Below are 26,880 nucleotides of genomic sequence, written 5' to 3'. Positions count from 1 at the left end.
AATCTTGCGATGAGATTTTCATATTTGCGTAATTGGATCGCTGCGTTCCGTAAGATTTTAGGCTCATCCGATGCACGAACCCGCGTCGGTACGCGCTATCTGAACAGAGGGCGCAACACGGCGCACTCGCGGGGCGTGTGGGGGCCACCCTCGTACGACGAACAGAAGGACAGCGAAGTCCGGTGAATCTTCAAACCGTGGTGAACGTCGTCACCGCCGTACTCGTCACCCGGGTATTCGGCAGGGACGCCATCGCCCTCCTGCGCCGCGCGGCCGCGACGGGCGTCCGCGTCGGCGTATCGGAACTGCATCGCAACAATCAGGAGGGAGGGGAGCGGTGACCAACGACTTCCCGCGCTCGCGCCAGATCACCTCGATGACCGCCGGACTCCCCGCCGACTTCCGTGCCTTCCACCAACTCCACCGGAAGGCGTACATCGACCGGGCCATGGTCTACCTCGGCAACCACGCGGACGCCGAAGAGGCCGTCGACGCCGCCTTCGAACAACTCCTGCGCTGTTGGCCCAAGGTGCTGACCATGGAGAACCCGGCCGCCTACGCCTGGAAGGTGATGAAGAACCGGGTCATCGACCTCGCCAGGGCCCGCAACCGGGGCCCCGCCCTCCTGGACAACGCGACCTTCGAGACCGCGATCCTCAAGGACGCGGTCGACCCCATCGCCGCCCTGGAGGAGAGCCTGAACCTCTATCAGGCGATCAAGAAACTCCCCGAGCGCCAGCAGGACGTGGTCATCCTGCTCCACTGCCGCGGCTACAGCGTCGCCGAGACCGCCACCCACCTCGGGATAACCGAGGCCGGTGTCCGTTCCACCGCCCGCTACGCCCGCCGCCGTCTCCAGCAACTCCTGGCCAAGGACAACCGATGACCCCACCCATTGACCGCATCCTCGCGCGGGCCCTGCTCAACCCCACCCCTCCCATCGACTTCGAGGCCGCGGAGGCCCGGCTCGCCGCCCGCCACACCAACCCCGGCCATATCCCGCCCCAGGAGCGCCCGCCACAACAGGAACGGCGGACCGCCGCGACCGCCGGAGCCGCGGCGCCGGGCGCGGACGAGCGGATGGCGCAGGATCTGCACACCCTGTGCGAGGCGATCATCGCCCGGCCCGACGCCCTGACCCAGCTACGGGACTTCCTCACCCGCCGCATCCTCGAACCGCCCGGCTCCCGGGTCCTGGGATGCGTGCTCCAGCTGGCCGGGCATGAGGACCACGCCCAGTTCTGGTGGCAGTTCGCCGCCGGGGCGGGCGACCCCGCCGCCGCGTACTGCCTCTACCTCCACCACATGGCGCTGGGCGAGGACGGCCAGGCGCACGCATGGCTCGAGTGGTGGCACGAGCAGGCGGGCAACGACATCCCGCCGGTCACCGACACCGTGGAGGACTGGACCGCCACCGACCACGAGATGGCCGCCGCCCTCCGCATCCTGCACGGCCTGAAGAGGGGACAGGAGGTCCCGCCCGCCACCAGGGCGGTCATCCACTACGTCGCCGAGGCCGTCGACTTCACCGACGACCCCGACATCGACCTCCCGCTGCCGGAGCCGGGGTTCGCCGACCGCATCGAGGATCTCACCACCACCAAGTCCACCAAGACCACCACGGAAACCGTGCCCTCGCCCGACCGGGCCGTGCTGCCGGAGCGGCCACGCAGCGGTTCCCCCGCGTAGGGGTTCCCCCGCGTAAGCGCGGCTCCGCCCCTGGAGGGGAACAACCCACCGCAGACGGGAGCTGTCGGCCGGGGAACCCTCCGGCCGACAGCTACCAACTCCTCGGCGCACGAACCTCAGGGCTCGAACCTCAGCGCCGGGCCACCAGATCCCTGAGCGCGACGTTCAGCTCGAGGACGTTCACCCGCGGCTCGCCGATGAAACCGGCCGTACGGCCCTCAGTCTTGTCCTTGACCAGCTTCTCCACCTGGCCGACGGACAGCCCGTTCCGCTCCGCGACCCGATGGACCTGGATCTTCGCGTACCGCGGGGAGATGTCCGGGTCAAGACCGGAGCCGGAGGACGTCACCGCCTCGGCGGGAACCTGGGACGGCTTGACGGTGTAGCCGGGCACCGAGTTGTCCCTGACCACCGCGGCCTTGGCGGCCCGGACCCGCTGGAGGAGCTCCTTGCTGTCGGCGGAGAGGTTGGTGGCTCCGGACAGCAGCAGCTTGTACCGGGTGTTGACGCTGTTGCTGCCGAGGCCGTTCGACGGACGTCCCTGGAACCACTTCAGATCGGGATCCGGGGTCTCCTGGCCCTTCTTCAGCGGCAGGTCGTACGACTGCCCGATCAGCGAGGAGCCGACGACCTTGCCGTGTGCCGTGATCTCGGAGCCGTTCGCCTTGTCGTGGAACAGCCCCTGGGCGACGCCGGTGACCAGCAGCGGGTAGATGACGCCCGTGACCAGGGTCAGCATCAGCAGGGCGCGCAGCCCGGCGCCGAACAGCCGGACGGTGTTCGTGACGGAATGGTTCATGGCGATCAGCCGATCCCGGGGATGAGGGAGATGAGCAGGTCGATGATCTTGATGCCGACGAAGGGCGCGATCAGGCCGCCGAGACCGTAGATCCCGAGGTTGCGCCGCAGCATCCGGTCCGCGCTCATCGGCCGGTAGCGCACGCCCCGCAGGGCGAGCGGCACCAGCGCGATGATGATCAGCGCGTTGAAGACGACCGCGGACAGGATCGCCGAGTCCGGCGAGGACAGCCGCATGATGTTCAGCCTGTCCAGGCCCGGGTAGACCGCCGCGAACAGAGCCGGGATGATCGCGAAGTACTTCGCGACGTCGTTGGCGATGGAGAAGGTGGTCAGCGCGCCCCGGGTGATCAGCAACTGCTTGCCGATCTCCACGATCTCGATCAGCTTGGTCGGGTTGGAGTCGAGGTCGACCATGTTGCCGGCCTCCTTGGCGGCCGACGTCCCCGTGTTCATCGCCACCCCGACGTCCGCCTGCGCCAGCGCCGGGGCGTCGTTGGTGCCGTCGCCGGTCATCGCGACCAGCTTGCCGCCCGCCTGCTCCCGCTTGATCAGGGCCATCTTGTCCTCGGGCGTGGCCTCGGCGAGGAAGTCGTCGACGCCCGCCTCCTCGGCGATCGCCTTGGCCGTCAGCGGGTTGTCACCCGTGATCATGACGGTCTTGATGCCCATGCGGCGCAGCTCCTCGAACCGCTCCCGCATGCCCTCCTTGACCACGTCCTTGAGGTGGATGACGCCCAGCACACGAGCGCCCTCGTCGTCCTGAACGGCCACCAGCAGCGGGGTGCCACCGGCCGCGGAGATCCGGCGGGCGATCCGGCCCGCGTCCGCGCCCGCGTCCTCGCCCCCGCCCCCGTCCTCGGCGACCGTACCGCCCCGCTCCCGGACCCAGGCGACGACCGAACCGGCCGCCCCCTTGCGGATCTTCCGGCCGTCCACGTCCACGCCCGACATCCGGGTCTGCGCGGTGAACCCGATCCACTCGGCGCCCACCAGCTCACCCTGGTGGCGCTCGCGCAGCCCGTACGCCTCCTTCGCCAGGACGACGACGGACCGGCCCTCGGGGGTCTCGTCGGCCAGCGACGACAGCTGGGCTGCGTCCGCCACCTCGGCCTCGGTGGTGCCGCGCACCGGCACGAACTCCGCCGCCTGCCGGTTGCCCAGGGTGATGGTGCCGGTCTTGTCCAGCAGCAGCGTGGAGACATCACCGGCGGCCTCCACCGCCCGGCCCGACATCGCCAGCACATTGCGCTGCACCAGCCGGTCCATGCCCGCGATGCCGATCGCCGACAGCAGCGCGCCGATCGTCGTCGGAATCAGACAGACCAGCAGCGCCACCAGCACCACCATCGTCAGATGGGTGCCCGCGTAAGTGGCGAACGGCGGCAGCGTGGCGCAGGCGAGCAGGAAGACGATGGTCAGCGAGGCGAGCAGGATGTTCAGCGCGATCTCGTTGGGCGTCTTCTGCCGTGCGGCGCCCTCCACCAGGTTGATCATCCGGTCGATGAAGGTCTCGCCCGGCTTGGTGGTGATCCTGATGACGATGCGGTCGGAGAGCACCTTCGTCCCGCCGGTCACGGCCGAACGGTCGCCACCGGACTCCCGGATGACCGGCGCCGACTCGCCGGTGATCGCCGACTCGTCGACCGAGGCGACGCCCTCGACGACATCGCCGTCGCCGGGGATGACATCGCCGGCCTCGCAGACCACCAGGTCCCCGATGGTCAGCCCGGTACCGGGGATCCGCTCCTCCGAGCCGTCCCCCAGCAGCCGTCGCGCGACGGTGTCGGTCTTGGCCTTGCGCAGGGTGTCGGCCTGCGCCTTGCCACGGCCCTCGGCGACCGCCTCCGCCAGATTGGCGAAGATCACGGTCAGCCACAGCCAGGCACTGATCGCCCAGCCGAACCAGTCGCCCGGGTCGGTGAAGGAGAACGCGGTGGTCAGTACGGACCCGACCAGCACGACGAACATCACGGGCGACTTCACCATCACCCGCGGATCCAGCTTGCGGAAGGCGTCCGGCAGCGACCGCAGCAGCTGCCTGGGGTCGAAGAGACCCCCGCCGACACGGTCCTCGGCCGGGGTGTGCCCGGTGCGAACGCCGCTGTGCGGCGCTCTGGTCGGAGTGGCAGTGGACATGGAGTCCTCGTGGTTTTCTATGCGGGTGGTCATCACGCCAGCCCCTCGGCCAGCGGCCCCAGCGCCAGCGCCGGGAAGTACGTCAGACCGGTGATGATCAGGATCGCGCCCACCAACAACCCGGTGAACAGGGGCTTCTCGGTGCGCAGAGTGCCCGCGGTGGCCGGTACCGGCCGCTGCCCGGCGAGCGAGCCCGCGAGCGCCAGCACGAAGACCATGGGCACGAAGCGGCCGAGCAGCATCGCGAGCCCGGTCGTGGTGTTGTACCAGTCGGTGTTCGCGTTCAGGCCCGCGAAGGCCGAGCCGTTGTTGTTCGAGGCGGAGGTGAAGGCGTACAGCACCTCGGAGAAGCCGTGCGCACCGGAGTTGAGCATCGAGTTCGGCGGCGTCGGCAGGGCCATGGAGGCGGCGGTGAAGATCAGCACCAGCGCCGGGGTGACCAGGATGTAGCAGGCCGCCAGCTTGATCTCGCGGGGGCCGATCTTCTTGCCCAGGTACTCGGGCGTACGGCCGACCATCAGCCCGGCGATGAACACCGCGATGATCGCCATGATCAGCATCCCGTAGAGCCCGGAGCCCACACCGCCCGGCGCGATCTCGCCCAGCATCATGCCGAGCATGGTGATGCCGCCGCCCAGGCCGGTGAAGGAGGAGTGGAAGGAGTCCACCGCCCCGGTCGAGGTGAGCGTGGTCGACACCCCGAAGAGCGCCGAGGCGCCCACCCCGAAGCGGGTCTCCTTGCCCTCCATCGAACCACCGGCGGCCTGAAGCGCCGGGCCGTGGTGGGCGAACTCGGTCCACATCATCAGGGCGACGAAGCCGACCCAGATGGTGACCATGGTCGCCAGGATCGCGTAGCCCTGCTTGACCGAGCCGACCATGACGCCGAAGGCGCGGGTCAGCGCCAGCGGGATGACCAGGATCAGGAAGATCTCGAAGAGGTTGGTGAACGGGGTCGGGTTCTCGAACGGGTGGGCGCTGTTGGCGTTGAAGTACCCGCCGCCGTTGGTGCCCAGCTCCTTGATGGCCTCCTGCGAGGCCACGGCGCCACCGTTCCACTGCTGCGAGCCGCCCATGAACTGGCCCACCTCGTGGATGCCGGAGAAGTTCTGGATCGCCCCGCAGGCGACCAGCACCACGGCGGCGACCGCCGCCACCGGCACCAGGACGCGGACCGTGCCGCGCACCAGATCGGCCCAGAAGTTCCCGAGCTCACCGGTGCGCGAGCGCGCGAAGCCGCGCACCAGCGCCACCGCGACGGCGATGCCCACCGCCGCCGACACGAAGTTCTGCACGGCCAGACCGGCGGTCTGCACGACGTGGCCCATGGCCTGCTCGCCGGCGTACGACTGCCAGTTGGTGTTCGTCACGAAGGACGCGGCCGTGTCGAACGCCTGCGCGGGCTCGATCGAGGAGAACCCCAGCGAGCCGGGCAGACCGCCCTGGAGCCGCTGGAGCAGATAGAGGAAGAGCACCCCGGCCGCCGAGAAGGCCAGCACCCCGCGCAGATACGCGGTCCAGCGCATCTCGGCGTCGGGGTTGGCGCCGATGCCCTTGTAGATCCACTTCTCCACCCGCAAGTGCTTGTCGGAGGAGTAGACCCTGGCCATGTAGTTGCCGAGGGGGACGTAGGCGAGCGCCAGCGCTCCCATGAGGGCGAGCAGCTGTAGCACGCCGGCGAGTACGGGACTCATGCTTGTTCTCAGAACCTCTCCGGGAAGATCAGGGCGAGGACGAGATAGCCCAGCAGGGCGACGGCCACGATCAGGCCGACGACGTTTTCGGCGGTCACAGCTTCGTCACCCCCTTGGCGACAAGGGCCACCAGCGCGAACACCGCGATCGTGGCGATGACGAAGGCCACATCGGCCATCGCGAGCTCCTGGAGAAGAGGTCGGGGGAGATCCGCGAACGGCGGATCGAAGGGGCAACGCAAGAAGGAAACCCCGCCCCATGGCCGGAACCGACCGTCGTTGACGGCTCCCATACGGCGATCAGCACGCCTTTGACGCGCCTCTTACGGGCACCGCGGCGAGGGCCGGCCGGAATTGTGCGATTCAGGTGAGCACGAAGGAGTCGGGCCGCCCGGCAGTGAAGTGTCCGGTCCGAGCCGGACCATCAAGGACGCCTGCGGCGTCGCTACCGCGATGAGCTGCGCTCATCTTTGACCGCCCGGCTCGGATCTAAAGCGGCGCTACGAGCGCTGCGGCGGTGGGGTGGGCAGGTCGCCGGTGACCTGATCGAGGTCGTGTGTGGCCTGGGCGAGCAGGTCGAGCATGGCCAGCTCCGCGCGGGCCGCATCCTGATCGCGGACCGCGTCGAGCACGGCCTGGTGGCTGGGGATCGGGTCGGCGGCCCGAGTGTGGGAGTGAACCACGCGATCACGCTCGCGCAGTCCCGGTTCCAGGAGCAGGTCCATCCTGGCCAGCATCTCGTTGCCGGTCGCGTTGAGCAGCGCACGGTGGAAGGCGGCGTCCGCCTCGGCGTGGTCTGCCGCGGAGTGGGCGAGGGCCTCCGCCATGGCGTCGAGTGCTATCTGCATGGCGTGCAGGTCCTCGTCAGTGCGGTGGAGCGCGGCCCGGTGCGCGGCCGCGGGTTCCACGATGGAGCGGACATCGGCCAGGTCGCGCATCAGACGCCGGCTCCCGCCGCTTTCCACCTGCCAGCGGATGAGGTCCGCATCGAGCAGATTCCAGTGCTTGCGCTCCCGAACGAAGGTGCCGCGCTTCTGGCGCGCGTCGATCAGGCCCTTGCCGGCCAGCACCTTCATGGACTCGCGCATGACAGTAAGGCTGACGTCCAGCTCCTCGCCGAGCGCCCGCAGGTCGAGGATCGCACCTTCGGGCAGGTCACCGCCGACGATGCGAGTGCCGAGTGTGTGCACGATCTGCCCGTGCACACCTCTGCCCGTGTAGGACGCCATGCGGAGTTCTCCTTGCGGCTGAGAGTGGTGTTGCGCCGGAATGTGTCTCATCCTAACGCTGAGCGTTAATTATGAATACATCCAGCGCCTCCGGCCCTGAGCGGACATCTGCCCATGGGCAGTTCCGACACCGCGCCGCACTCGCTGACCGTGGACAGCCAGAGCCTGATCCGGGACGGCCGGCCCTGGATCCCCGCCATGGGCGAGTTCCACTTCAGCCGCTACCCGGCCGCCGAGTGGCGCGAAGAACTCCTCAAGATGAAGGCGGGCGGCATCGACCTGGTCGCCACCTATCTGTTCTGGAACCAGCACGAGAACGACCGCGGCACCCTGCGTTTCGACGGCGACCGCCTGGGGCGCGGCCGACATCCCCCATGACACCCTGCTGCCCCTGTACGGCGGCTACTCGGAGGTCTTCTGGGAGGACGCCGAGGTGGGGCCGGCGCGGGAGATGCGCCGCCACTTCTTCTTCACCCCGATCCGTGACGACTTCGCCATCGGCGCCGACCTGCGCAACGCCGCATCCACCGGCACCGGGCCCGACATCAGCCGCTACCCGTATGCCACCTGCGAACTGGGCGGCGGCATGGCCATCGCCCACCACCGCCGCCCCCTCGTACCGGAGGCGGACGTCACCTCGCTGGCCCTGACGAAGCTGGGCAGCGGATCGGTCTGGCAGGGCTACTACCTGTACCACGGCTGCTCGCAGCGGGTGGACCTCAAAGAACCCAACCAGGAGACCCACCAGACCGGTTACCCCAAACGACATGCCGACGCGTGGCCGGCGCGGTGGCCGTGCAGGAGGCGCGGAGCGCGGCCCCGTCCCATGGACCGGGATCGGCCAGCCCGTAGGAGGCAGTCGTCACGATGAGGTGCTGCCCGGTCAGGCAGACCGCGGTGGGCTGGAGGGCGGGCACGCCCACGGGGGTTCGCGCTGTCGCCGGCCAAGCGTGCGACCGACAAGGAGCGGCTGGCGAACCTGCCGCAGCTGGAGCGCGCCTCCCGGACGCTGAAACGGGTGTCGGGTGCGCTGCTGCGGCTGCTGGAGGAAGCCGACCGGGACCAGGCCGCTCTGGACCCATCGCCCGCGTGGCACGTGCTGGGAGAGATCACGCCCCGCGACAAGATCACGGCGGCGATGTCGATGGTCGAGAAGCTGGTGCCCGTCGATGACGGCTCGGCCGAGATCGCGTTACGCAAGGCTCCGACGGCCCGCTACAACACGGTCCGGCCGTTTCTGGCGGCGGTGGGTGAGCCGGAGGCGCTGGCCGCCGCGCAGGGCGGGCGGCAGATCCGGGCCGCGGTGCGCACGCCGTCGGGGCTGTCGGGGCTGTCGCGGCGCAAGGGCGCCTCGAAGTCGCCGCCGACCAAGGACATCGACGCCGATCTGGTGCCGCGCTCGTGGAAGCCGGTGGTGTTCGCCAACCCGGCGCTGCCGGCCGGGGCGGTGGACCGGGACGCCTACGTGGTGTGCGTGTTCGAGCAGCCGCACCGGGCGCTGCGGACGCGGTGTGGCGGCGGATGGCCGACAGGATGGCCGAGGCCGGGCCGGACGCGAAGGTCGAGGTCGTCGTCCCGCCCGAGTGTTCGAGATGCACTCCTGGACCGGGTTCCTCGACGCGTTCACCCACGTCTCCGAGGGCGCCTCCAGGATGGCCGGCCTGCCGGGCTCGCTGGTGGCACTGCTGGTCGCCGAGGCGTGCAACATCGGTCCGACCCCGGTGATCAACCCCGGCCACGGGGGGCTGACCCGCAGCCGCCTGTCGCATGTGGACCAGAACTACCTGCGCGGGGACACCATCGCGGCCCCGCTGCGCGTGTTCGGCAGGGAAGGCCGGATGACGCCGCTGGGGCAGGCGTTCGCCGAGTACGCCCGGCTCTCGCCGTTGAAGGACAAACACGTCAACGTCCTGGGCCGGTACACGATCACCCCTCCCAGCCCGCCCGTGGCCTGCGGCCGCTGCGCGACCCGGCCACCGTGGTGGCAAGGTGGCGCCCGGGACGGTTGTCCGCCATCACGGTGTGTGGAGCAGCGACGGGACCGGCTGCACCACACCGGCCGAGCACGAGGGCCCGCTGGGCGGGGGCTTCTCGCCGCGGGTGCTGGGCGAACAGCTCGACCCCGGCGCCCCGGACGTGGCTACGGTGACGATGACCTGCACCGTCCGGTTCGGGCGCTTGCAGTTCTGGCGCCGGCGGCGAACATCCGGGCGTCGCCCCCGGCCCCGCATCCGAAGCAGTGCTGGCCGACGAGTTGGAGGGGCTTGGTACTGAGCCAGCGCACCAGGCAAGGGGGGCTCTCACAGTACCCGTATCACCAGGATCTCCCAGACGTCCAGGACGCCTGTCAACCTGTTTGAGTCGGTTCCCAGCTACACAGAGGAGAAGTAATGGATCCACGGGAGGCGCGCACGGCGGCCGCCCGAGAATCCGTCCCAGGCGCCTTGAACGAAAGCGCCGAAAACACTCCATGGACACGCACTTGCAGCTTTGCTTTGCCCTCATCAGTTCAATTCAGCTGCACCGGACGCGCGACCGTGTCAGCACATGCTTCCACGGCAGAAGGAACGAAGAAACAATGGCGGACAACCAGTTCACCACTCACGCAGACCTTTTCGATCTGAGTGGGAAGTACGCACTTGTCACTGGCGGCACCAGGGGCATTGGGATGATGATAGCGCGCGGCCTTCTACAGGCGGGCGCCCGCGTCATTATCAGCTCGCGCAAGGCAGACACGTGCGCGGAGGCACAGCATCTACTGTCCGAATTCGGCGACGTTCAAGCAATCCCCGCCGACCTGTCCAGGTACGACGAGTGTCAGCGCCTCGCTGATCTTGTGAAGGCCGACTCGGAACGCCTGGACATCCTCGTCAACAACGCGGGAGCGATGTGGCGCGAGCCGCTGGAGACGTTCCCGGACGAGGCCTGGGACGCAGTGATCGACATCAACCTCAAGTCGCCGTTCTGGCTGGTGCAGGCGCTGCTCCCCGCACTTCGCAGGGCGGGCACCGCCGATGATCCCGCGCGGATCATTAACATCGGCAGTATCGCCGCCATCCATGTCGCCGAGTCGCCCAACTACTCGTACGCCAGCAGCAAAGCGGCACTCCATCAACTCACCAGAGTGCTTGCCAGGGAAATGGGCCCACAGCACGTCACGGTGAACGCGGTGGCCCCGGGACCGTTCCCGTCGCAGATGATGGCGTCCACGCTCGATGCCATCGGCGACACGATCGCGGCGAAGGCCCCTCTGCGTCGGCTCGGCCGCGACGACGACATGGCAGGTATCGCCGTGTTCCTCGCTGGCCGGGCCGGATCGTACCTCACGGGCACCATCATCCCGGTCGACGGCGGCATCGCCACGACCGCATCAGGTACCTAGGCGTCGGCGCCCGGCGCGGTCGTGGCGGCGGCTCTCGGTGGGTGTGGGCTCCCATGGCCCGGGGCTTGGCCGCGACGACGACATGGCGGGCAGCGCCGTGTTCCTCGCCAGTCGGGCCGGGTCCTACCTGACGGGCGCCATTGTCCCGGTCGACGGTGCCATTGCCACGACTGCTTCGGGTATCCAGGTGTCGACGCGGGCCTTTTCCCGCTACGACGCTGGGCGCATGCCGCGTGTGAGGGGGTGCGTAGCCGTCGGGGGTACCAGCAGAACCTCCCTTCGCCTGAGGACAGGGCCTATGGTGAAGGGGTGGCCACGATCGATCTACGCACTGAGATCAAGGAATTCCTGAGCTCGCGTCGCGCGCGGATCGCGCCCGAGCGGGCCGGACTGCCCGCCTACGGTGGCAACCGCCGGGTCAAAGGTCTGCGTCGCGAAGAGGTGGCTCTACTGGCAGGGGTATCGGTCGACTACTACGTGCGTATGGAGCGCGGCAGCCTCACCGGCGCCTCCGACGGGGTGCTCGACGCGTTGGCCTCTGCCTTGCAACTTGACGAGGCCGAGCGCGATCACCTATTCCACCTTGCGCGGCGGTCCAGGTCGCCCGGCGGTCCACGCCGCCGGCGACCCGCCGTGACGGTGCGTCCGGCGCTTCAGCAGGTGCTCGACGCCATCACCGATGCGCCGGCTTGGATTTGCAACGCCCGTTATGACGTGCTGGCCACGAATCAACTTGCCCGCGCGCTGTATTCACCGGTGCTGGCCGACACGCGACGGCCGGCGAACACCGCGCGGTTCGTGTATCTAGATCCCGAAGCGGCAAAAACGTTCTTCGTCGACTATGACCGAATCGCCTGCGATGTGGCCGCGAAACTACGCATGGAAGCCGGCCGCAATCCGCACGACGAGGAGCTGATCGCCCTAGTCGGAGAACTATCAACACACAGTGAACTATTTCGGCAGCGGTGGGCATCTCAGGACGTTCGGCTCCACCGGTCCGGACGCAAGCGTGTGCACCATCCGGTAGTGGGCCGGCTCGACCTGGACGTCGAGTCGATGGATCTGCCTGCCGAACCCGGCCTGCTCCTGAACGTCTACACCGCGCCCGCTGGCACCGCGACCGCGGAGGGTCTAGCCCTATTGGCGTCGTGGGCGGCTAGCCAGGAGAGGCTAGCGACCGAGATTCAAGCACTCAGCTGATATTCCAACCTTTTCAGCTTGAGTTGGGCTCCGCCAGCAGCGGATCGTGATCCCCTGCGCCCGGCGACGGGTAGAGGATGTCGACCAGATCGTCAATCATTTCGGTCAGCGCCCATGCGTGCGTGATGGAGTCAGGGTGTGGGGTTCCAGTGGCGGCGGGCGAGATCGGCCAGGGTGGTGAGGACCGTGGTGGGTCGGCGGTCTTTGTGGATCAGGTAATGAATGCCGAGGACGGGCTTGGCGCTCCAGGGCAGGGCGGCGACTTCTCCCCGGATCAGTTCGCCGGAGACGGCAGCCTGAGGAAGCAGGGCGATGCCCAGGCCGGCGGCCGCGCACCGTTTAAGCGCCTCGATGCTCACGAACTCCATTGTCGCGGGCTGGATGGCTGCTTGGTGGAGCTCGCGTTCCATGACATCGCGCTGGGCGCAGCCTGCTTCGATGAGGAGCAGGGTTTCGTGGGCGAGGTCGGCGGTGTGGACAGAGGCGCGGTTGAGGAGCGGATGAGCCGGATGGGTGATGAGTGTCAGTTCTTGCCAGGCGAGGAGTTCGGCGGTGGCCATGGGGGCGGTGAGGCGCTCTTCGAGGAGGAAACCGGCGTCGAGGGTGCCGTCGCCGAGTGAGGTGAGGAGGCTGTTTCTGTCGGCGGGTCCGAAGGTGACGCGCAGGAGGGGGAATTGATCCATCAGGGCGCGGAGGACGGGTGGAAGGAGATGGGCGCACAGACTTTCGGGAGCGGCGATGCGGAGCGTTCCGCGGAGGGTTCGGGGGTCCGCGCCGATGCCTTGGACGGCATCGCGGGCGCGTTCTGCTTGATGGATGAGTTGTTGGGCGTGGGGCAGGAGTTCGCGGCCGGCGTCGGTGAAAGTGACCCGGCGGCCGAGGCGTTCGAAGAGAGGGACGCCAAGGTCCGTTTCGAGCGCTTTGATGTGGGCGGTGACGCTGGATTGCACATAGTCCAGTTCTTGGGCGGCGCGGGTGAAGCTCATATGGCGGGCGACGGTGAGGTACGTATTGAGGTGTTTCAGCTCCATCAATCGATCGTAATCTCTGATGGGTTTGATCGATGATGTTCGTTGGACTCGATGGGTGAGTACGTCTATACCGGAGTGATGGGTCTTTTCGTTGCCTCGCGCCGCGTCATGGGGACAGGCAAGCGGTCTTCCGTGGGGCTCGCCGGCCGGGACTTCGCTCTGCTCATCGCCGCTACGCTGGGGACCTTCTCGAACTACGCACCCTTGCTGTCCGTGGTTTCGCTGTGGGTCGCCGGGGGCGGTTCCGGACATGGCGGCGTGGGGGCGGCCACCGGGGTGACCATGGCCACCACGGTGGGTGTGCAGTTGGTCATGGGACCGTTGCTGCGCCGGTACGAACCGCGTCGGCTCCTGACCGTCGGTGCGCTTCTGCTGGGTGCGCCCACCTTCACTTATTCCTTTTCCTCCGGTCTGGAATGGGTGCTTGGTGTCTCGGCGGTGCGTGGCGTCGGCTTCGGCATGGTCGCGGTGGCCGGGAGTGCTCTGGTCGCCGAACTGGTACCGGCGCACCAGCGCGGTCGGGCGGTGGGCCGGTACGGGATCGCGGTCGGCCTGCCGCAAGTCGTCTGCCTGCCGGTAGGCGTGTGGTCCGCGCAGCGGTTCGGTTTCACCGCGATCTTCGTGGTCACCGGGGCCCTGAGTGTGCTCGCGGCCCCCTTGGCCGGGCTGATGTCGGGGCGGGTGGAGGAGGACACTCCTGATCGCGGTCGGTCGTCGGCCCGTGCGGACTCAAGCCATCTTGTGGCGGGTCTGCGCCCACTGAGCGGGCCGTGGGTCATGCTCATCGTCGCAGCTTGCGCTGTGGGTGGTGTGACGGCTTTCCTCCCCCTTGCCCTGGAGGGGGGAGCCGCGGCACCGACCGCGCTGTTCATGCTGTCCGCGGCGGTGATCGTGGGCCGCTGGGCGGCCGGGGTCTTCAGCGACCGTACCGGGGCCGGGCGCCTGCTGGTGCCCGGCGTGCTGGCCTGCACTCTCGGTACTGCCGGGTTCGCTCTCGCCATCAGCGGTCTGCCCGGCCTGGCCTGGGCAGCGGCCGTCCTGTACGGGCTGGGCTTCGGCGCGTTGCAGAACGACACTTTGGTGGTGATGTTTCACCGTGCCGGCCGATCGGGGCACGGCATGGCCAGCACCGCGTGGAACATGGCCTACGACGCGGGAACCGGTCTCGGTGCCGTAGCGGTGGGCATGGTCTCTCAAGTCCTGGGCGTGGGCGGCGGTTTCGCGGCAGCGGCGTTCCTGATCGCGCTGGTCAGTCCGCTGGCCTGGCGCGAACGCAGGGCCGAGGCAACTCGCCAGGGGCACCCCGGCCCCGGCACATGAGTCCTGATCGTCAATTGGGGGAGTTTCACGCTTTGTTGCGGGCCCGAGCACCTGGCTGAAATCGTCCTTGTCCTGTCCCTGTACGAGCGACCCATCGATTGCGCGCCCTTCGCACCAGGAGTTACCCGACGATGCCCAATACCGAGAACACCATGCACGGCAAGAGCGAGAAGGGCACGGATGAGCCGCCGCACGAGGGGCGCCGCCGCTGGTGGCACTGGCGGCGCCTGACCCGCGGTCGGCTGTGGCTCGCCATCACCATGGCCGTCGTCGGGGCGTTGCTCGGCGGCGTGGGCGTGGCCTGGCAGGCGGAGGCGGGTCCGTTCGCGGACCACCGGGCCTGCTGGGGCGCGTTCGACCGGGACGATGTGGCGACCCTGTTCGACGGTGAGACGGACATCAAGACGTCCGAGCTGCCCATCACTGTCAACCGACTCGACACCAAGGGGCCCTCCGGCGAATGCCGTCTGACGTCGGGGCGCGATCAGATCACCGTTCAGGTACACCAGTTGGAGACCTGGCCCGGCGGTGCGAGCGACCAGTGGGCCGATGAATTCCTGTCCGCGCGGCTGTCCCCGCTGGGCGGCAGGCTGCTGGGCATGGCCTCGGACACCCGCGCCTGGCTCGCGGTGCCCGACGACTGTAACTTCCGGCCCCTACACGGCGATGGCCCCACGGTGATCGACATGGAGACCGGCTGGACCGACTACGACGGCAAGGTCGACACCGCCGCCCGCAACCGGCTCGCCCACGCCATCGTCACACTGGTCAACCACTACAAGACTGACCAGGGCTGCACCAGCACCACCGCGGACCGGGTCGGCCGGATGCCGGAGCCGGGACGGGACCTGGAGGAGAAGAAGGACGCGTTGTGTGGCATCAAGGGATTGCCTCTGCCAGAGGCGTACGACATTGGCCGCACCTGGGTGACCCGTGGCGAGGGCCCGGTGCGCACCTGCGACCGCGATGTCACCTACGGCCACCCCACAGTGCGGTTGATGACGGTGGAAGACCCCCGCCTGGCCCCGCTCTACGACCGGCTGGCCCAGGAAGGCGCCGCGCAGCAGATCAAGGCCGATAAGCGGGACGGCCACGGCTTCATCCGTGACGACCTGGGGCTGTTCCAGGCACGGTGCCGCACCGGCCCGGTCACCTTCCTGATCCGGTCGCCCGACGGCCGGTTTCCCGTATACATCCGCAGGCTCCTTCCTCGTTATGTGACCGCCGAAGCCGCCCGCATCGGCTGCGGCTCACTGCACATCACCCTGCCCAGGGACGGCTGACCGGCCGCCGAACCCTCGGTGGACAAGGGCACGGGGCCTTCCACGTGTGTGATCGACGCGCAGCGTGTGCGGACCACCGGCGTCTTCGTCAGCCGGGCAGTCCTCGGACGAATCCGGCGATGAGTGCCGCCACCGCTTCCGGAGCTTCCAGGACCATCGCGTGGGTGGCGTCGATCCCGGTGACCGTGATCGTCGGCCGGGTGCGGGAGAGTCCGTCCAGTTCCGTGGAGAGCCCTTGGGCGAACCGGGCGAGGAAGTCGTCGAACCACTCCATCGTGGGCGTCGGCGGTTGTGGCCGACCGGCCTGCACCAGCAGCAGCGGAGGGTCCACCCCGTCCAGCCAGGCGCTGACACCGAGCGCACCCAGCCTGTCGAGCTCGTCGTACATCTCCAGAGCTGCCTTGCGCTCCGGCAGTGTCTGCCACCTGCCGTCGGGCAACGGGCGTACGGCCGCGCGAGTGGCCGGCTCAGCGTGCTCGGAGGGGATCCCGTACCGCGCGGTGTGGGCGACTTGCTCCTCGATGTACTCCGGTGGCGCGATGGCACCGGCCGACGACCGCACCAGTTCTCCGACCCGCTCCGCACCGGGGTACTGGCCCGGCCGCCCCCACCAGAAGCCGTCCAGGTTCACGGCTCCACGGACACGGCCCGCGTGCGCCCGCGCGTACTCGACCGCGACCAGCCCGCCGAGGGAGTGGCCCACCACTACGGCCTCCGGTATCCCATACGCGTCCAGCGTGTCCGCGAGGTGCCGCACCACCGCCGGGAAGGTCCAGGGGGAGATATCGGGAGAACGGCCGTGCCCGGGGAGGTCGAGGGCGAGGACACGATGCCCGACGGTGAGCGCGGAAGCCGAGGCGTCCCAGTCGGCGAGCGACCTCCCCGCCCCGTGCAGCAACACCAGCGGCGGGCCACTGCCTCCATGGTCGCGAATGTGAAGAGGCGTCATGAACTCCACGGTAGGGGGGTGGAAGTCGCGCCAAGCGGGATCCGTGGAAATAGTGTGTGTCGGCTCTCTCGTCCTACTCACCATGGCTGAAATCCGGCGACTCATATCCGTTGACCGCTCCTCGCAAGCACATCACCGGTGCAGAGGCCCCCAGGCCGCGGTCAGCCCATGCGACGACCATCACCATGAAATCACTTCAGGACCTGGAAATCGCTTGGCTCCGCATCGCACATTGGCTCGCCGCCAACGCGCTGGTCAGCCACCCCACATTGAGGGGGCGCTGAGGGGTTGGCGGTGTCCAGGGGCAGCCAGCGGGCCACGGCGGGGTCGCTTTGTTCATGGTCGGCGACGAGGTCTGCGTTGGTGGTGGCCAGCGGGACGAGAGAGGGGGCGTCAGGGCTGCCAAGGCTGCGGTGAGGGCGCGGCGAGCTCCGTTTTCGCGGCGGGTACTGGGCAACCAGAGCAGAACTTGCGGGCTGCCGCGGCACGGATCTGCGTGGCCCTCCCAGGGATGGGCGGCGGGAGCTTCCGGGCCGGCGTTGAAGAAGAGACCAATGACCCAGGACGAGATCCGCGCCATGTTCAAGCCGCTGGGCCCGATCCGCGATGCCCTCGCCGACGCCGAGCCGCGCGACAAGGCTGAGGTCTACCAGCAGCTCGGGCTCAAGCTGATCTACGAGGCCCGGAAAACAGCTCGTGCGGGCCGAGGCTCAGCTCGACCCGCACAAGTTGGGGATACCCTCTGTGTCCGAGGGGGGACTTGAACCCCCACGCCCGATAAAGGGCACTAGCACCTCAAGCTAGCGCGTCTGCCATTCCGCCACCCGGACCAGGTGTCTGCCGGTCGGCCCGTGGCCGTTCCGACATGGAAAACCATAGCAAACATCGGGACGTGCTCGATCACGGCCGGTCGTGCCCCCGGGGTGGCGGGATGGGCGGGCTGTGTGACGGGGGCATGACGGCGGTATTGCCGCCTTGGGCTGGGCGGGCGAGCGGAGGAGGATGGGCGGGTGACCCCCTGCCGCGGGGGGCCGTGGCAGGGCGTTCCGCGGCAGCGCAACGACGAGGAGGCATCGTGAGTGAGTCGCTTTCGGGCGCGACGACGACCGGGACGGTCAAGGGCGAGGACGAGGTGGTCGACCTCTGCCGTGACCTGATCCGGATCGACACCAGTAACTATGGCGACCACTCCGGCCCCGGTGAGCGCGCGGCCGCCGAGTACGTCGCCGAGAAGCTGGCCGAGGTGGGGCTCGAGCCCAAGATCTTCGAGTCGCACAAGGGCAGGGCGTCGACCGTGGCGCGGATCGAGGGGGAGGATCCGTCCCGTCCCGCGCTGCTGATCCACGGCCACACCGACGTCGTACCGGCCAACGCCGAGGACTGGACCCACCACCCCTTCTCCGGCGAGATCGTGGACGACTGCGTCTGGGGCCGGGGCGCGGTGGACATGAAGGACATGGACGCGATGACGCTCGCGGTTATCCGGGAGCGACTGCGCAGCGGCCGCAAGCCCCCGCGCGACATCGTGCTGGCCTTCCTCGCCGATGAGGAGGCGGGCGGCGTCTACGGGGCCAAGCACCTGGTCAACAACCATCCCGAGCTCTTCGAGGGGGTGACGGAGGCGATCGGCGAGGTCGGCGGCTTCTCCTTCACCGTCAACGAGCAGCTGCGGCTCTATCTGATCGAGACCGCGCAGAAGGGCATGCACTGGATGCGGCTCACGGTGGACGGCACCGCGGGTCACGGCTCGATGACCAACAACGACAACGCCATCACCGAGCTGACCGAGGCGGTCGGGCGGCTCGGGCGGCACAAGTTCCCGGTGCGGGTCACCAAGACCGTACGGTCCTTCCTGGACGAGCTGTCCGACGCGCTCGGCACCCCGCTCGACCCGGAGAACATGGACGAGACGCTCGCCAAGCTGGGCGGCATCGCGAAGATCATCGGCGCCACGCTCCAGAACACCGCCGCCCCGACCATGCTCAGCGCCGGCTACAAGGTGAACGTCATTCCGGGGCAGGCCACGGCGCATGTGGACGGGCGCTTCCTGCCGGGGTTCGAGGAGGAGTTCCTGGCCGACCTCGACCGCATCCTCGGCCCGCGGGTCAAGCGCGAGGACGTGCACGCGGACAAGGCGCTGGAGACCACCTTCGACGGGGCGCTGGTGGACGCCATGCAGTCGGCGCTGAAGGCCGAGGACCCGATCGCCCGCGCCGTGCCGTACTGCCTCTCGGGCGGTACGGACGCGAAGTCCTTCGACGACCTCGGCATCCGCTGCTTCGGCTTCGCGCCGCTGCGGCTGCCCCCGGAGCTGGACTTCGCCGGGATGTTCCACGGGGTCGACGAGCGGGTGCCGGTGGACGGGCTGAAGTTCGGCGTGCGGGTGCTGGACCGGTTCCTGGACGCCTGCTGAGTCTGTTGTGGGCCTGCTGAGGGGGCTGCCGGGCCCGCTGAGCGGCTGACACGATCGGCCTAATCGATCACACATACCGAAGGGACCAAAAAGGGTGAATGGTGTCGTAGCTTGATAGCTTGATTGCTCCCTCCTCGTTACATGGTGTGTGCGGCTCGTAACCGGGCCGCGATGCCGACAAGGGGGTGGTGCTGTGCCCCGCCTTCGGCAACTACCGCATCGATCACGTGACATCGGGTCACGGTCCACCGGGGTGTGATCCCGGGCGGTTCCGGAGTGTGCGCGCTCCGGGGCCGCTCGGGGATGGGGGTGCGGGCGAGATCGCCCGCGCGCGCTCCGTCCGGGACGGAAGGCTAGGGGAGCAGACAGTTATGCGACAGGTTGCGAAAAAGGGCCTGATCACCGTAGCCGCGGCCAGCGGCGTTCTCGCCGTGACCGGCGGCTATGCCCACGCGGCGGGGTCGGGCGCCGACGGTGGCGCCGGATACTCGCCGGGCATCGTCTCGGGCAACAACATCCAGGCCCCGGTGCATGTGCCGGTGAACCTGTGTGGAAACACGATCAGCATCGTCGGTGTCTTCAACGGCGCCGAGTGCGGCAACCGGTCCGGGGGCGGCTCGGGCGGCTCGGGCGGCTCGGGAGGCTCGTCCGGCGGTGGCGGCTCGCAGTCCGGCGGCTCGCAGGCGCAGGGCAGCAGCAGCGGCTCGTCGGGCATCGGTTCCGGCAACAACATCCAGGCCCCGATCGGCGTTCCGGTCAATGTGTGCGGGAACAACGTCAGCGCGGTCGGGTACGGGAACAGCAGTGGCGGCGGCGACTGCGGGGAGACGGTGCCGGCGGTGCCGGAGAACCCGGGGGAGCCGGGGGAGCCCGGCAACCCGGGGAATCCGGGTAACCCTGGGAACCCGGGTAACCCTGGTGATCCGGGTAACCCCGGAAACCCGGGTAACCCTGGCAACCCCGGAAACCCGGGTAACCCCGGAAACCCGGGTCAGCCTGGGAACCCGGGCAACCCTGGCAACCCCGGTAACCCGGGAGGTTCGAACCCCGGTGGTGGCTCGGAGCAGCCGGGAGACTCCTCGCAGGGCCACCAGGCCGAGCACGCGGGAGCCCATGGCCTCGACCCGTCCGCGAACCTCGGCAGCAAGGAGCAGCTCGCGCAGACCGGCGCGGGCCCCGTCGAGCTGGCCATTCCGGCCGCCGCGGGCATGCTGCTGGCGGGCACGGTGCTCTACCGCCGGGCCCGCGCCGCGCAGCGCTGATCACACCTCGCGCTGATGGGCGCTGACAGGTGCCGGGCGGTGGCAGCACCGCACCACACACCGTGCACCGCACCTCACACGCCACGCATCACACACCGGATCCCATACGCCGGGTGACGGTGGCGTCACTCCGGGCGGGCCCCGCGGTCGGCGGGGCCCGCCCGGTCATGTCCCGGCCCGCTACCAGGTCGCCCGGAGCTGGCGGATGATCCGGCGCCGCAATCGCACTCTGCGGCTGCCGTCGGGGTTGAGTCTCAAGCGATCCAACTCCCAGTGTCCGTACTCGGCATGGTCGGTGAGCAGGCGGGTAGTGGCCTTGCGGGAAACACCGCGCGGCACATACACATCACAGAATTCGTATTCCGGCATCGCATCTATTGTGCGGGAACTGCCCTGCTACGGATAGCGTCTGCACTATGTCTGATGCTGCGCAGCCATCCGCTGCCGAGGTACGTGCCGCCGCCGAAGCGGTGAAAGCCGCACTGGATCGTCACCTCGACGCCGTCGAACGTCGCTCGGGGGAAGGCGATCCGGCCGTCTACGCCGCGTTCAACGAACTGGCCGCGGCAGCCGAGGTCTACGACGAGCTGCTCTATGACGCCTACGACGAGGTGACGCCCTTCGAGATCCCTGGTGACGACCGTCTCCCCGCCTACACCGGGCCGGAGGAGCCGAGCGCGCTGAGCGTGCTGATCCGCAGGGACTACGTCGTCGCCGAGCCGCAGCGACTGCTCTCGCAGGCGCAGCGGATCGCCGACCTGGATCCGGACATCGACACGGGGAACGACAAGCAGGGTGGCGGGGCGGCCGCCGGGGAGAGCGTGCACACCGCCCTGGGGGTGGTCTTCGGCGAGTTCGAGCCGGACGAGATCGCCTCCCGACACAAGGAGTTCGGCCTTGAGGAGGGCGACTCCACGCTCTGGGTGGTGGCGGCCGAGGAGCCCCCGGAGCCGGGGGAGTGGCTCTCCGCCCCCTTCGACCAGGCGGATCCGCATATGGTCGTGTGCCGCTTCGACATGAGCTCGGTCTTCGACGAAGAGCTCGAGGACGACGAGGAACTCGAGGACGAGGACGACCTGGAGGTCCTGGAGCCGGGCAGCTGAGGTCCGGGTTCCGGGCCGCTTGGCCCGGGGCCGGTTGCCCTCGGATCGCCCGGTTCCGGGCGACTCGGGCCCGGCGGTGGCTTCGGGCCGCCCGGAACCGGGTCACTCGGCTCCGTACCCCGGCCCCGGAACGCTCGGTCATGAGACCGGCGATCCGGGGCCGGGGGCGTGCTGGAGGCCCGTCGCGGGGCGGGGCCCGGCGCGGGCCGTCGGTCAGCCGGTGGGCGCGGGTGGGACCTGGGCCTGGAGGAGGGCGCGCAGGCGGGTGGTGCGGTCCTTGAAGGGGATTTCCGCCACCGCTCGCGGCAGCGCCGCATCCGCGCCGTGCACCACCGACAGATGGCGCTCACCGCGGCCGAAGGCCGTGTAGACCCAGGCCCGGGTCAGCCCCGCCGTGGCGTCACCCGGCAGCACCACCACGGCCGCGGGCCAGCGCGCTCCCGCCGCCTGGTGCGCGGTGAGGGCCCAGCCGTGCCGAACCAGCTCGCCGACCTCCTCTCGCGCCACCACGACCGGCGTGCCCGCGCAGTCCAGACGCAGCCCCTCGGCGTCCGCCGAGACCACGGTGCCCGGCACCGTACGGCCCGGGGCCGGGGTGTACGCCACGCGGTCGCCCGGGTCGAAGCCGCCGAACCGGCCGGGGCCGGGGTTGAGGCGGTCCTTCAGGGCCGCGTTGAGCGCGCGGGTGCCGGCCGCGCCGCCGTGGCCCGGGGTGATCACCTGGGTCTGCTCCGGCGGGACGCCGATCGCACGGGGCACCGAGTCGGCGACGAGCTGCACGGTGCGGTGCACCGCCTCGCCCGCGTCCCGCACGGGCACGATCACGACCTCCTTGCCGGGCGCCTCCACCTGGTTGAGCTCGCCGATCCCGATGCCCGAGACCAGCTCGCCGATGGGGCCCGGGTCGGGGGTGCGGGAGACGACCTGCGGGCAGCGGCGGGCCGCCACCAGGTCCGCGAAGACCCGGCCGGGACCGGCCGACCACAGCACCCCGGGGTCCCCGCTGAGCACCAGACGGGCGCCGTCCGGCAGCGACTCGACCAGCATCGCGGCCGTTTCGACATCGAGCTGCGGGGCGTCCAGGACGACGAGCAGATCGAGCGCCAGAGCGCCCTCCTCGTCACGTCCGGGGCCCTCGGCGCCGGCCAGCAGCCCGGCGACCGTGACGGCCGCCGAGGCGGCTTCCGTGCCTGCCTCCGGGCCGGTGCCCGGGGCCTCGTCCGGGCCTGCCTCCGGGCTCGGGCCCGGGTCCGGGTCCTGGCCGGTGCCCGCGGTCTCGCTGAGTGCGGCGGCCAGCCGCCGCCTGCCGTCCTCGGTGTGCGCGGCCGCGTAGGCCCGCAGGCCCATCGCACGGGCGGCGGCGACCAGCGCCGCCGGTTCGGCGCGCGCCGCCTCGCCACCGCTGTGGGCGACCAGGCCGTGGGCCGCGACGGTACGGATGAGCTCCGCGGCGGAGGCGGACGGCGCGGCGGCGGCCGCGGCCTCCCACTCGGCGTCCCCCACGGGCGCCTCGCCGTCCTGCGCGGGGGCGAAGGTGCTCGCCAGCCGGGCGAGACCGTCGGCCAGGCTCTCCTCCGCCAGGGCATAGCGGTCCAGCCCCAGCAGCACCCGCACCGGCTGCTCGGCGTCCTCGTCCTCGGCCGCCCGGGGACGGGCCCCAGCCGGGGCGTCGAGCGCGTCCTGGAAGACCAGCACCACGCCCTCCGCGATCGCGGTGCGCAGCGCCTCGTCCGGGTCCGGCACCGACGCCTTGGCGAGCGCGTCGTGCAGTGCGGACGACTCCAGCGCGGTGTGCCCCTCGAGGGCGGCGCGCTCCAGCAGCCAGCCGGTGAGCGCCAGCGCACGGCGCTCGTCGCCGGGCTCGCAGGCCGGGCCGAGGAGGGAGCGGGCAAAGCCGTCCGCCTGGTCGGGGCGTACGCCGGGCACGGTGAGCAACTGCCAGGGGTCCTCGCGCAGCGCCTCGGCGGCGTGCTCCCCGAGCGCTTCGGCGACCTTCCCGGCCAGGGCCTCGGGGGCCCCGCCCGCCGCGAGCACCGCCCGGACGTCGCCGCTGCCGGGGATCTCGGCCCTCGGCCCGCGCGCCGGACGGGCCGACGACGGCCGTACGGGAGCGGGCGCGGAGGCGGGCGCCGCCGTACGGGCCCGCTCACGGGGGGCCGCGGGGGCCGCGGGGGCGGCGGGCGCCGCCGGACGCGCTGCCGGGGCGTCGTTGAAGAACGACGCGGCCGACCGCTCACCGCTCTCCACGGCCCGCACGGCAGCGGCCAACGCCTCAGCCGCCGCCGACCGCCGCCCCTTGCCCCCACCGCCGGAGGTTTCCCCAGCGCCGCCGGACTCGCCCTGCCCGGCGGGTCCGGAAGCACCATCTCCCGTGCCCGCGTCACCACTCGTTCCGGCGCCGCCCTGGCCCACCCCCGGGCTGGATGCGCGGTGCCCGGCGGGAGCCCGCTCTCGGCCGGCGCCCTCGGCGCGGGGGCCCGCCTCGGCATCGCCGGACTCGCCCTGTCCGGCGGGGGTGGGAGCCCCTGCTCCCGCGCCACCGCTGACCCCGCCTGGCCCCGGCGCTTTCGCGTCCCCGGAGCCCTGGCCCGACCCTGGGCCGCCGGACGTGCCCTGCCCAGCGGATGGGGCCTGCCCACCCGCTGCGGGCCCATCGGCCCCGCCTGCCGGGGGCTGTTCGCCGTCGGTGCCTTCTTGGGCGCTGTGGGGGCTCGCTCCGGTGCCGGGAGCCCCCGCCTCGTCGGCCCCGCCCCGTCCGGCGGATTCCGCGGGTCCGGCGGCCGCGGCCGCCCCCGCGTCGTTCCGGTCCGCCCCCGCGGGCGCGACCGTGGCGGCGGGCTCGCCGCGGTCGTCCGGGGCGTGGTCCGGGTCCGTCCCGGTGCCGGGGGCGCCCGGGGCACCCGGCGCGCGGGCCCCAGGGTTTTCCGGCTTCGCCGACGGGTCGGCCTCCTCGGGCGCGGGTGCGGCGTCGCCGGCGAGGCGGTCGGTACTCACAGCGTGCTCCAGTCCTGATCGGGATAGCGGTGCACGGGCGCCGACACATCGTCGAGCGCCTGGCAGATCTCGTCCGGAAGACTAAGGGTCTCCGCCGACAACGCCGCCCTCAGCTGCTGGGCGTTGCGCGCGCCGACGACCGGGGCGGTGACGCCCGGGCGGTCGCGGACCCAGGCCAGGGCCACGTTGAGCGCGGTGGTCGCCAGGCCGTCGGCGGCTATGGCGACCGCCTCGACGATGCGGCTCGCCTCCTCGTCCAGATACGGCTCGACGAACGCCGCGAGCTCGGAGGCGCCGCGTGAGTCGGCGGGCGTCGTATGGCGGTACTTGCCGGTGAGCACACCGCGGCCGAGCGGCGAGGACGGCAGCAGCCCGACGCCCAAGTCGAGCGCGGCGGGCAGCACCTCGCGCTCCACACCGCGCTGGAGCAGCGAGTACTCCATCTGTGTGCTGGCCAGCCGGGTGTGCGCGCCCGAGGAGGCCAGCTGCCAGGTGGCGGCCTTCGCGAGCTGCCAGCCGCTGAAGTTGGACACCCCCACATAGCGGGCCCGCCCGCTGCTCACCGCGATGTCGAGCGCCTGAAGGGTCTCCTCGAGCGGGGTGAACGGGTCGAAGGCGTGCACCTGCCACAGGTCGACATAGTCCGTGCCCAGCCGCTCCAGCGAGGCGTCCAGCGCGGCCAGCAGATGGCCGCGCGAGGCGTCGAAGCGGCGGTCGGGGTCGGGCACGCTGCCCGCCTTGGTCGCGATCTGGAGATCGCGCCGGGGCAGTAACCCCTCCAGCAGCTGCCCCAGGAGGTATTCGGCGCCGCCGTCCGCGTACACATCCGCGGTGTCGACGAGCGTCCCGCCCGCCTCCCAGAACGCCTTGAGCTGATCCGCGGCGTCGTGTTCGTCAGTGTCCCGCCCCCAAGTGAGCGTGCCGAGCCCGAGCCGGGAGACGCGCAGGCCCGTGCTGCCGAGGTGCCTTAGCTCCATGAACGTCGAGATTACTGGCCGCAAAGCGCCACGTGGCAGCCTGTGGATAACCCACCCCTGACGTACCGGGGCCATGCGCGCTAGAGTCCCCGGAACAGCGACGTTACTGATCAGTAAGGGGTGCGTATGAGGCTCGGCATCAACCTCGGCTACTGGGGCGCCGGAATGGACGCGGACAACCTCGCGGTCGCCCGCGAGGCCGACAGGCTCGGCTATTCCGTCTGCTGGGCCGCCGAAGCCTACGGCTCGGACGCCGCCACGGTGCTCGCGTGGGTCGCCGCGCAGACCGAGCGCATCGACGTCGGCTCCGCCATCTTCCAGATCCCGGCCCGCACCCCCGCCATGACGGCGATGACCGCCGCCACTCTGGACACCCTCTCCGGCGGCCGCTTCCGCCTCGGGCTCGGCGTCTCGGGGCCCCAGGTGTCCGAGGGCTGGTACGGGGTCCGGTTCGACAAGCCGCTCGCCCGCACCCGCGAGTACGTGGAGATCATCCGCAAGGCGATGTCGCGCGAGCGGCTGACCCACGAGGGCCGGAACTGGACCCTGCCGCTGCCCGACGGCCCCGGCAAGCCCCTCAAGCTCACCGTCCACCCGGTGCGGGAGTACATCCCGCTGTACATCGCGGCCATCGGCCCGAAGAACCTGGAGCAGACCGGCGAGATCGCCGACGGCGCCCTGGTCCTGTTCTACGATCCCGAGCACGCCGAGGAGACCACCCTCAGCTCGCTGCGCGCGGGCCGCGAGAAGGCGGGCAAGGACCTCGAGGGCTTCGACGTGGTGCCCACCGTCCCGATGGCCCTCGGCGACGACGTCCGCGGCCTCGCCGACCAGTTCCGCCCGTACACCGCGCTCTACGTGGGCGGTATGGGCAGCGCCAAGCAGAACTTCTACAACAAGCTGGCGCAGCGCATGGGGTATGAGAAGGAGGCCGCCGAGATCCAGGAGAAGTACCTCTCCGGGGACAAGGAGGGCGCCGCCGCGGCCGTCCCGCACGAGCTGATCGACTCCACCGCGCTGCTCGGCCCCGTCGAGCGCATCGCCGACCGCATGCAGGCGTACGCGGGGGCCGGGGTCACCACTCTGTCGCTCACGCCCGCGGGCTTCACGCTGGAGGAGCGGCTCGCCGGGCTGCGGGCGGGCGTCGAGGCCCTGGAGCGGGCCGGGCTCGCGTAAGAGCCGAGCCAAGCGCGGCGCCGGGAAAGCGGTGCCGGGAGAGCGGCGCCAGGAAGGTGGCGCCAGGAAGTTCTGCGGCCGTGGTGGGGGCTCGGGGGTCTTCCCCGCCACGGCCGTCATCCAGCACAACGCCTCCGCCGCCCAGGGGTTACGCGGACGCGGCGTACGGAGGGATCCCCCGTTCGGCCGAGCCGGGTGTCCCAGCTGTTGCCACCGCCCCCACCGGGCCGTTGACTTTTTCT

General features: G+C 70.3%; 26 protein-coding genes, 1 tRNA gene and 1 pseudogene. 15 read left to right on the top strand and 13 right to left on the bottom strand.

Going from position 1 to position 26,880, the window contains the following annotated elements; translation table 11 throughout:
* Window positions 1-182 precede the first annotated feature (182 nt).
* The 3 genes from ACJX2R_RS13660 to ACJX2R_RS13650 are packed head-to-tail and all read left to right on the top strand — an operon-like array spanning window position 183 to window position 1,689.
* Window positions 183-341, top strand: coding sequence for a hypothetical protein (locus ACJX2R_RS13660; protein WP_262703621.1), 159 nt, complete (start codon window positions 183-185; stop codon window positions 339-341).
* On the top strand, window positions 338-886 hold the full coding sequence (locus ACJX2R_RS13655; RefSeq protein ID WP_262703620.1) for an RNA polymerase sigma factor: 549 nt from the start codon (window positions 338-340) through the stop codon (window positions 884-886). The genes ACJX2R_RS13660 and ACJX2R_RS13655 overlap by 4 nt, the downstream gene beginning before the upstream one ends.
* Window positions 883-1,689, top strand: a complete 807-nt coding sequence (locus ACJX2R_RS13650; protein WP_413100336.1) for a hypothetical protein — start codon at window positions 883-885, stop codon at window positions 1,687-1,689. The genes ACJX2R_RS13655 and ACJX2R_RS13650 overlap by 4 nt, the downstream gene beginning before the upstream one ends.
* Window positions 1,690-1,819: 130 nt before the next feature.
* On the opposite strand, the gene ACJX2R_RS13645 is transcribed toward ACJX2R_RS13650, so the two are convergent.
* The 6 genes from ACJX2R_RS13645 to ACJX2R_RS13620 all read right to left on the bottom strand — a co-directional run bounded on the left by ACJX2R_RS13645 (window position 1,820) and on the right by ACJX2R_RS13620 (window position 7,548).
* Window positions 1,820-2,488 carry a potassium-transporting ATPase subunit C gene (locus ACJX2R_RS13645; protein WP_413100335.1) on the bottom strand — a complete coding sequence of 223 codons (669 nt, stop codon included), beginning with the start codon at window positions 2,486-2,488 and terminating at the stop codon, window positions 1,820-1,822.
* A gap of 5 nt (window positions 2,489-2,493) precedes the next feature.
* Complete coding sequence (kdpB, locus tag ACJX2R_RS13640; RefSeq protein WP_413100334.1) at window positions 2,494-4,659, bottom strand: potassium-transporting ATPase subunit KdpB; 2,166 nt, start codon at window positions 4,657-4,659, stop codon at window positions 2,494-2,496.
* The gene (kdpA, locus tag ACJX2R_RS13635) at window positions 4,659-6,320 is read right to left on the bottom strand and encodes a potassium-transporting ATPase subunit KdpA (RefSeq protein ID WP_413100333.1); all 1,662 of its coding nucleotides are present in this window, start codon (window positions 6,318-6,320) and stop codon (window positions 4,659-4,661) included. Before kdpA ends, kdpB begins: the two co-directional genes overlap by 1 nt.
* An 8-nt stretch (window positions 6,321-6,328) precedes the next feature.
* Window positions 6,329-6,418 carry a K(+)-transporting ATPase subunit F gene (kdpF, locus tag ACJX2R_RS13630; protein ID WP_018566520.1) on the bottom strand — a complete coding sequence of 30 codons (90 nt, stop codon included), beginning with the start codon at window positions 6,416-6,418 and terminating at the stop codon, window positions 6,329-6,331.
* Window positions 6,415-6,561, bottom strand: a complete 147-nt coding sequence (locus ACJX2R_RS13625; protein ID WP_262704341.1) for a hypothetical protein — start codon at window positions 6,559-6,561, stop codon at window positions 6,415-6,417. The genes kdpF and ACJX2R_RS13625 overlap by 4 nt, the downstream gene beginning before the upstream one ends.
* Window positions 6,562-6,819: 258 nt before the next feature.
* Window positions 6,820-7,548 (bottom strand): FadR/GntR family transcriptional regulator, encoded by a 729-nt coding sequence (locus ACJX2R_RS13620; protein ID WP_413100332.1) that lies wholly within the window; start codon window positions 7,546-7,548, stop codon window positions 6,820-6,822.
* Between the two features lie 114 nt (window positions 7,549-7,662).
* Here ACJX2R_RS13620 and ACJX2R_RS13615 point away from each other — a divergent pair, with 114 nt between their 5' ends.
* Together ACJX2R_RS13615 and ACJX2R_RS13610 are read left to right on the top strand one after the other, a co-directional pair.
* Window positions 7,663-7,926: a beta-galactosidase gene (locus ACJX2R_RS13615; RefSeq protein WP_413100331.1), complete on the top strand. Its 264-nt coding sequence runs from the start codon at window positions 7,663-7,665 to the stop codon at window positions 7,924-7,926.
* A 55-nt stretch (window positions 7,927-7,981) separates the two neighbouring features.
* Window positions 7,982-8,419, top strand: a complete 438-nt coding sequence (locus tag ACJX2R_RS13610; RefSeq protein WP_413100330.1) for a hypothetical protein — start codon at window positions 7,982-7,984, stop codon at window positions 8,417-8,419.
* Window positions 8,420-8,763: 344 nt separating this feature from the next.
* Here ACJX2R_RS13610 and ACJX2R_RS13605 read toward each other — a convergent pair whose 3' ends face one another.
* Window positions 8,764-8,973, bottom strand: coding sequence for a hypothetical protein (locus tag ACJX2R_RS13605; RefSeq protein WP_413106187.1), 210 nt, complete (start codon window positions 8,971-8,973; stop codon window positions 8,764-8,766).
* On the opposite strand from ACJX2R_RS13605, the pseudogene ACJX2R_RS13600 reads away from it, so the two are divergent.
* The 3 genes and pseudogenes from ACJX2R_RS13600 to ACJX2R_RS13590 form a co-directional block, all read left to right on the top strand.
* Window positions 8,918-9,356, top strand: a pseudogene (locus tag ACJX2R_RS13600) (Tn3 family transposase); the annotation flags it as partial. The gene ACJX2R_RS13605 and the pseudogene ACJX2R_RS13600 overlap by 56 nt on opposite strands.
* A gap of 770 nt (window positions 9,357-10,126) precedes the next feature.
* Window positions 10,127-10,930, top strand: coding sequence for an SDR family oxidoreductase (locus ACJX2R_RS13595; protein WP_413100329.1), 804 nt, complete (start codon window positions 10,127-10,129; stop codon window positions 10,928-10,930).
* 309 nt (window positions 10,931-11,239) lie between these two features.
* Entirely contained in the window at window positions 11,240-12,130 is an 891-nt protein-coding gene (locus tag ACJX2R_RS13590; RefSeq protein WP_413100328.1) for a helix-turn-helix transcriptional regulator, read from the top strand.
* Between the two features lie 131 nt (window positions 12,131-12,261).
* On the opposite strand, the gene ACJX2R_RS13585 is transcribed toward ACJX2R_RS13590, so the two are convergent.
* On the bottom strand, window positions 12,262-13,161 hold the full coding sequence (locus ACJX2R_RS13585; protein ID WP_413100327.1) for a LysR family transcriptional regulator: 900 nt from the start codon (window positions 13,159-13,161) through the stop codon (window positions 12,262-12,264).
* Between the two features lie 78 nt (window positions 13,162-13,239).
* On the opposite strand from ACJX2R_RS13585, the gene ACJX2R_RS13580 reads away from it, so the two are divergent.
* The gene (locus ACJX2R_RS13580; RefSeq protein WP_413100326.1) at window positions 13,240-14,481 is read left to right on the top strand and encodes an MFS transporter; all 1,242 of its coding nucleotides are present in this window, start codon (window positions 13,240-13,242) and stop codon (window positions 14,479-14,481) included.
* Between the two features lie 131 nt (window positions 14,482-14,612).
* Window positions 14,613-15,764, top strand: coding sequence for a hypothetical protein (locus tag ACJX2R_RS13575; RefSeq protein ID WP_413100325.1), 1,152 nt, complete (start codon window positions 14,613-14,615; stop codon window positions 15,762-15,764).
* An 88-nt stretch (window positions 15,765-15,852) separates the two neighbouring features.
* Here the strand turns inward: ACJX2R_RS13575 and ACJX2R_RS13570 are convergent, their stop codons facing one another.
* Window positions 15,853-16,713, bottom strand: coding sequence for an alpha/beta fold hydrolase (locus tag ACJX2R_RS13570; RefSeq protein ID WP_413100324.1), 861 nt, complete (start codon window positions 16,711-16,713; stop codon window positions 15,853-15,855).
* 554 nt (window positions 16,714-17,267) lie between these two features.
* Between ACJX2R_RS13570 and ACJX2R_RS13565 the strand changes: the two genes are divergently transcribed.
* The gene (locus tag ACJX2R_RS13565; RefSeq protein WP_413100323.1) at window positions 17,268-17,477 is read left to right on the top strand and encodes a hypothetical protein; all 210 of its coding nucleotides are present in this window, start codon (window positions 17,268-17,270) and stop codon (window positions 17,475-17,477) included.
* Here the strand turns inward: ACJX2R_RS13565 and ACJX2R_RS13560 are convergent.
* Window positions 17,459-17,543: transfer RNA gene (locus tag ACJX2R_RS13560), tRNA-Leu, on the bottom strand. The genes ACJX2R_RS13565 and ACJX2R_RS13560 overlap by 19 nt on opposite strands.
* Window positions 17,544-17,788: 245 nt before the next feature.
* On the opposite strand from ACJX2R_RS13560, the gene ACJX2R_RS13555 reads away from it, so the two are divergent.
* Both ACJX2R_RS13555 and ACJX2R_RS13550 read left to right on the top strand, forming a co-directional pair.
* Window positions 17,789-19,126: a M20/M25/M40 family metallo-hydrolase gene (locus ACJX2R_RS13555; protein ID WP_262704357.1), complete on the top strand. Its 1,338-nt coding sequence runs from the start codon at window positions 17,789-17,791 to the stop codon at window positions 19,124-19,126.
* Between the two features lie 371 nt (window positions 19,127-19,497).
* Entirely contained in the window at window positions 19,498-20,388 is an 891-nt protein-coding gene (locus tag ACJX2R_RS13550; RefSeq protein ID WP_413100322.1) for a chaplin family protein, read from the top strand.
* A gap of 180 nt (window positions 20,389-20,568) precedes the next feature.
* Here the strand turns inward: ACJX2R_RS13550 and ACJX2R_RS13545 are convergent, their stop codons facing one another.
* Window positions 20,569-20,757, bottom strand: a complete 189-nt coding sequence (locus ACJX2R_RS13545; RefSeq protein WP_014059547.1) for a DUF5703 family protein — start codon at window positions 20,755-20,757, stop codon at window positions 20,569-20,571.
* 47 nt (window positions 20,758-20,804) lie between these two features.
* Between ACJX2R_RS13545 and ACJX2R_RS13540 the strand changes: the two genes are divergently transcribed.
* Entirely contained in the window at window positions 20,805-21,491 is a 687-nt protein-coding gene (locus ACJX2R_RS13540; protein ID WP_262704359.1) for a hypothetical protein, read from the top strand.
* Between the two features lie 213 nt (window positions 21,492-21,704).
* On the opposite strand, the gene ACJX2R_RS13535 is transcribed toward ACJX2R_RS13540, so the two are convergent.
* Both ACJX2R_RS13535 and ACJX2R_RS13530 read right to left on the bottom strand, forming a co-directional pair.
* Window positions 21,705-24,485 (bottom strand): helix-hairpin-helix domain-containing protein, encoded by a 2,781-nt coding sequence (locus ACJX2R_RS13535; protein ID WP_413100321.1) that lies wholly within the window; start codon window positions 24,483-24,485, stop codon window positions 21,705-21,707.
* Window positions 24,482-25,462: an aldo/keto reductase gene (locus ACJX2R_RS13530; RefSeq protein ID WP_413100320.1), complete on the bottom strand. Its 981-nt coding sequence runs from the start codon at window positions 25,460-25,462 to the stop codon at window positions 24,482-24,484. The genes ACJX2R_RS13535 and ACJX2R_RS13530 overlap by 4 nt, the downstream gene beginning before the upstream one ends.
* 126 nt (window positions 25,463-25,588) lie before the next feature.
* Here ACJX2R_RS13530 and ACJX2R_RS13525 point away from each other — a divergent pair, with 126 nt between their 5' ends.
* On the top strand, window positions 25,589-26,638 hold the full coding sequence (locus ACJX2R_RS13525; RefSeq protein WP_262704360.1) for an LLM class F420-dependent oxidoreductase: 1,050 nt from the start codon (window positions 25,589-25,591) through the stop codon (window positions 26,636-26,638).
* Window positions 26,639-26,880 lie beyond the last annotated feature (242 nt).

This window comes from Streptomyces sp. Inha503, from assembly GCF_047215865.1.
GTDB classification, from domain to species: Bacteria; Actinomycetota; Actinomycetes; order Streptomycetales; family Streptomycetaceae; genus Streptomyces; species Streptomyces lycopersici.
The sequence above is the reverse complement of the archived record's forward strand: the minus strand, read 5'-3'. Positions and strand labels throughout refer to the sequence as shown.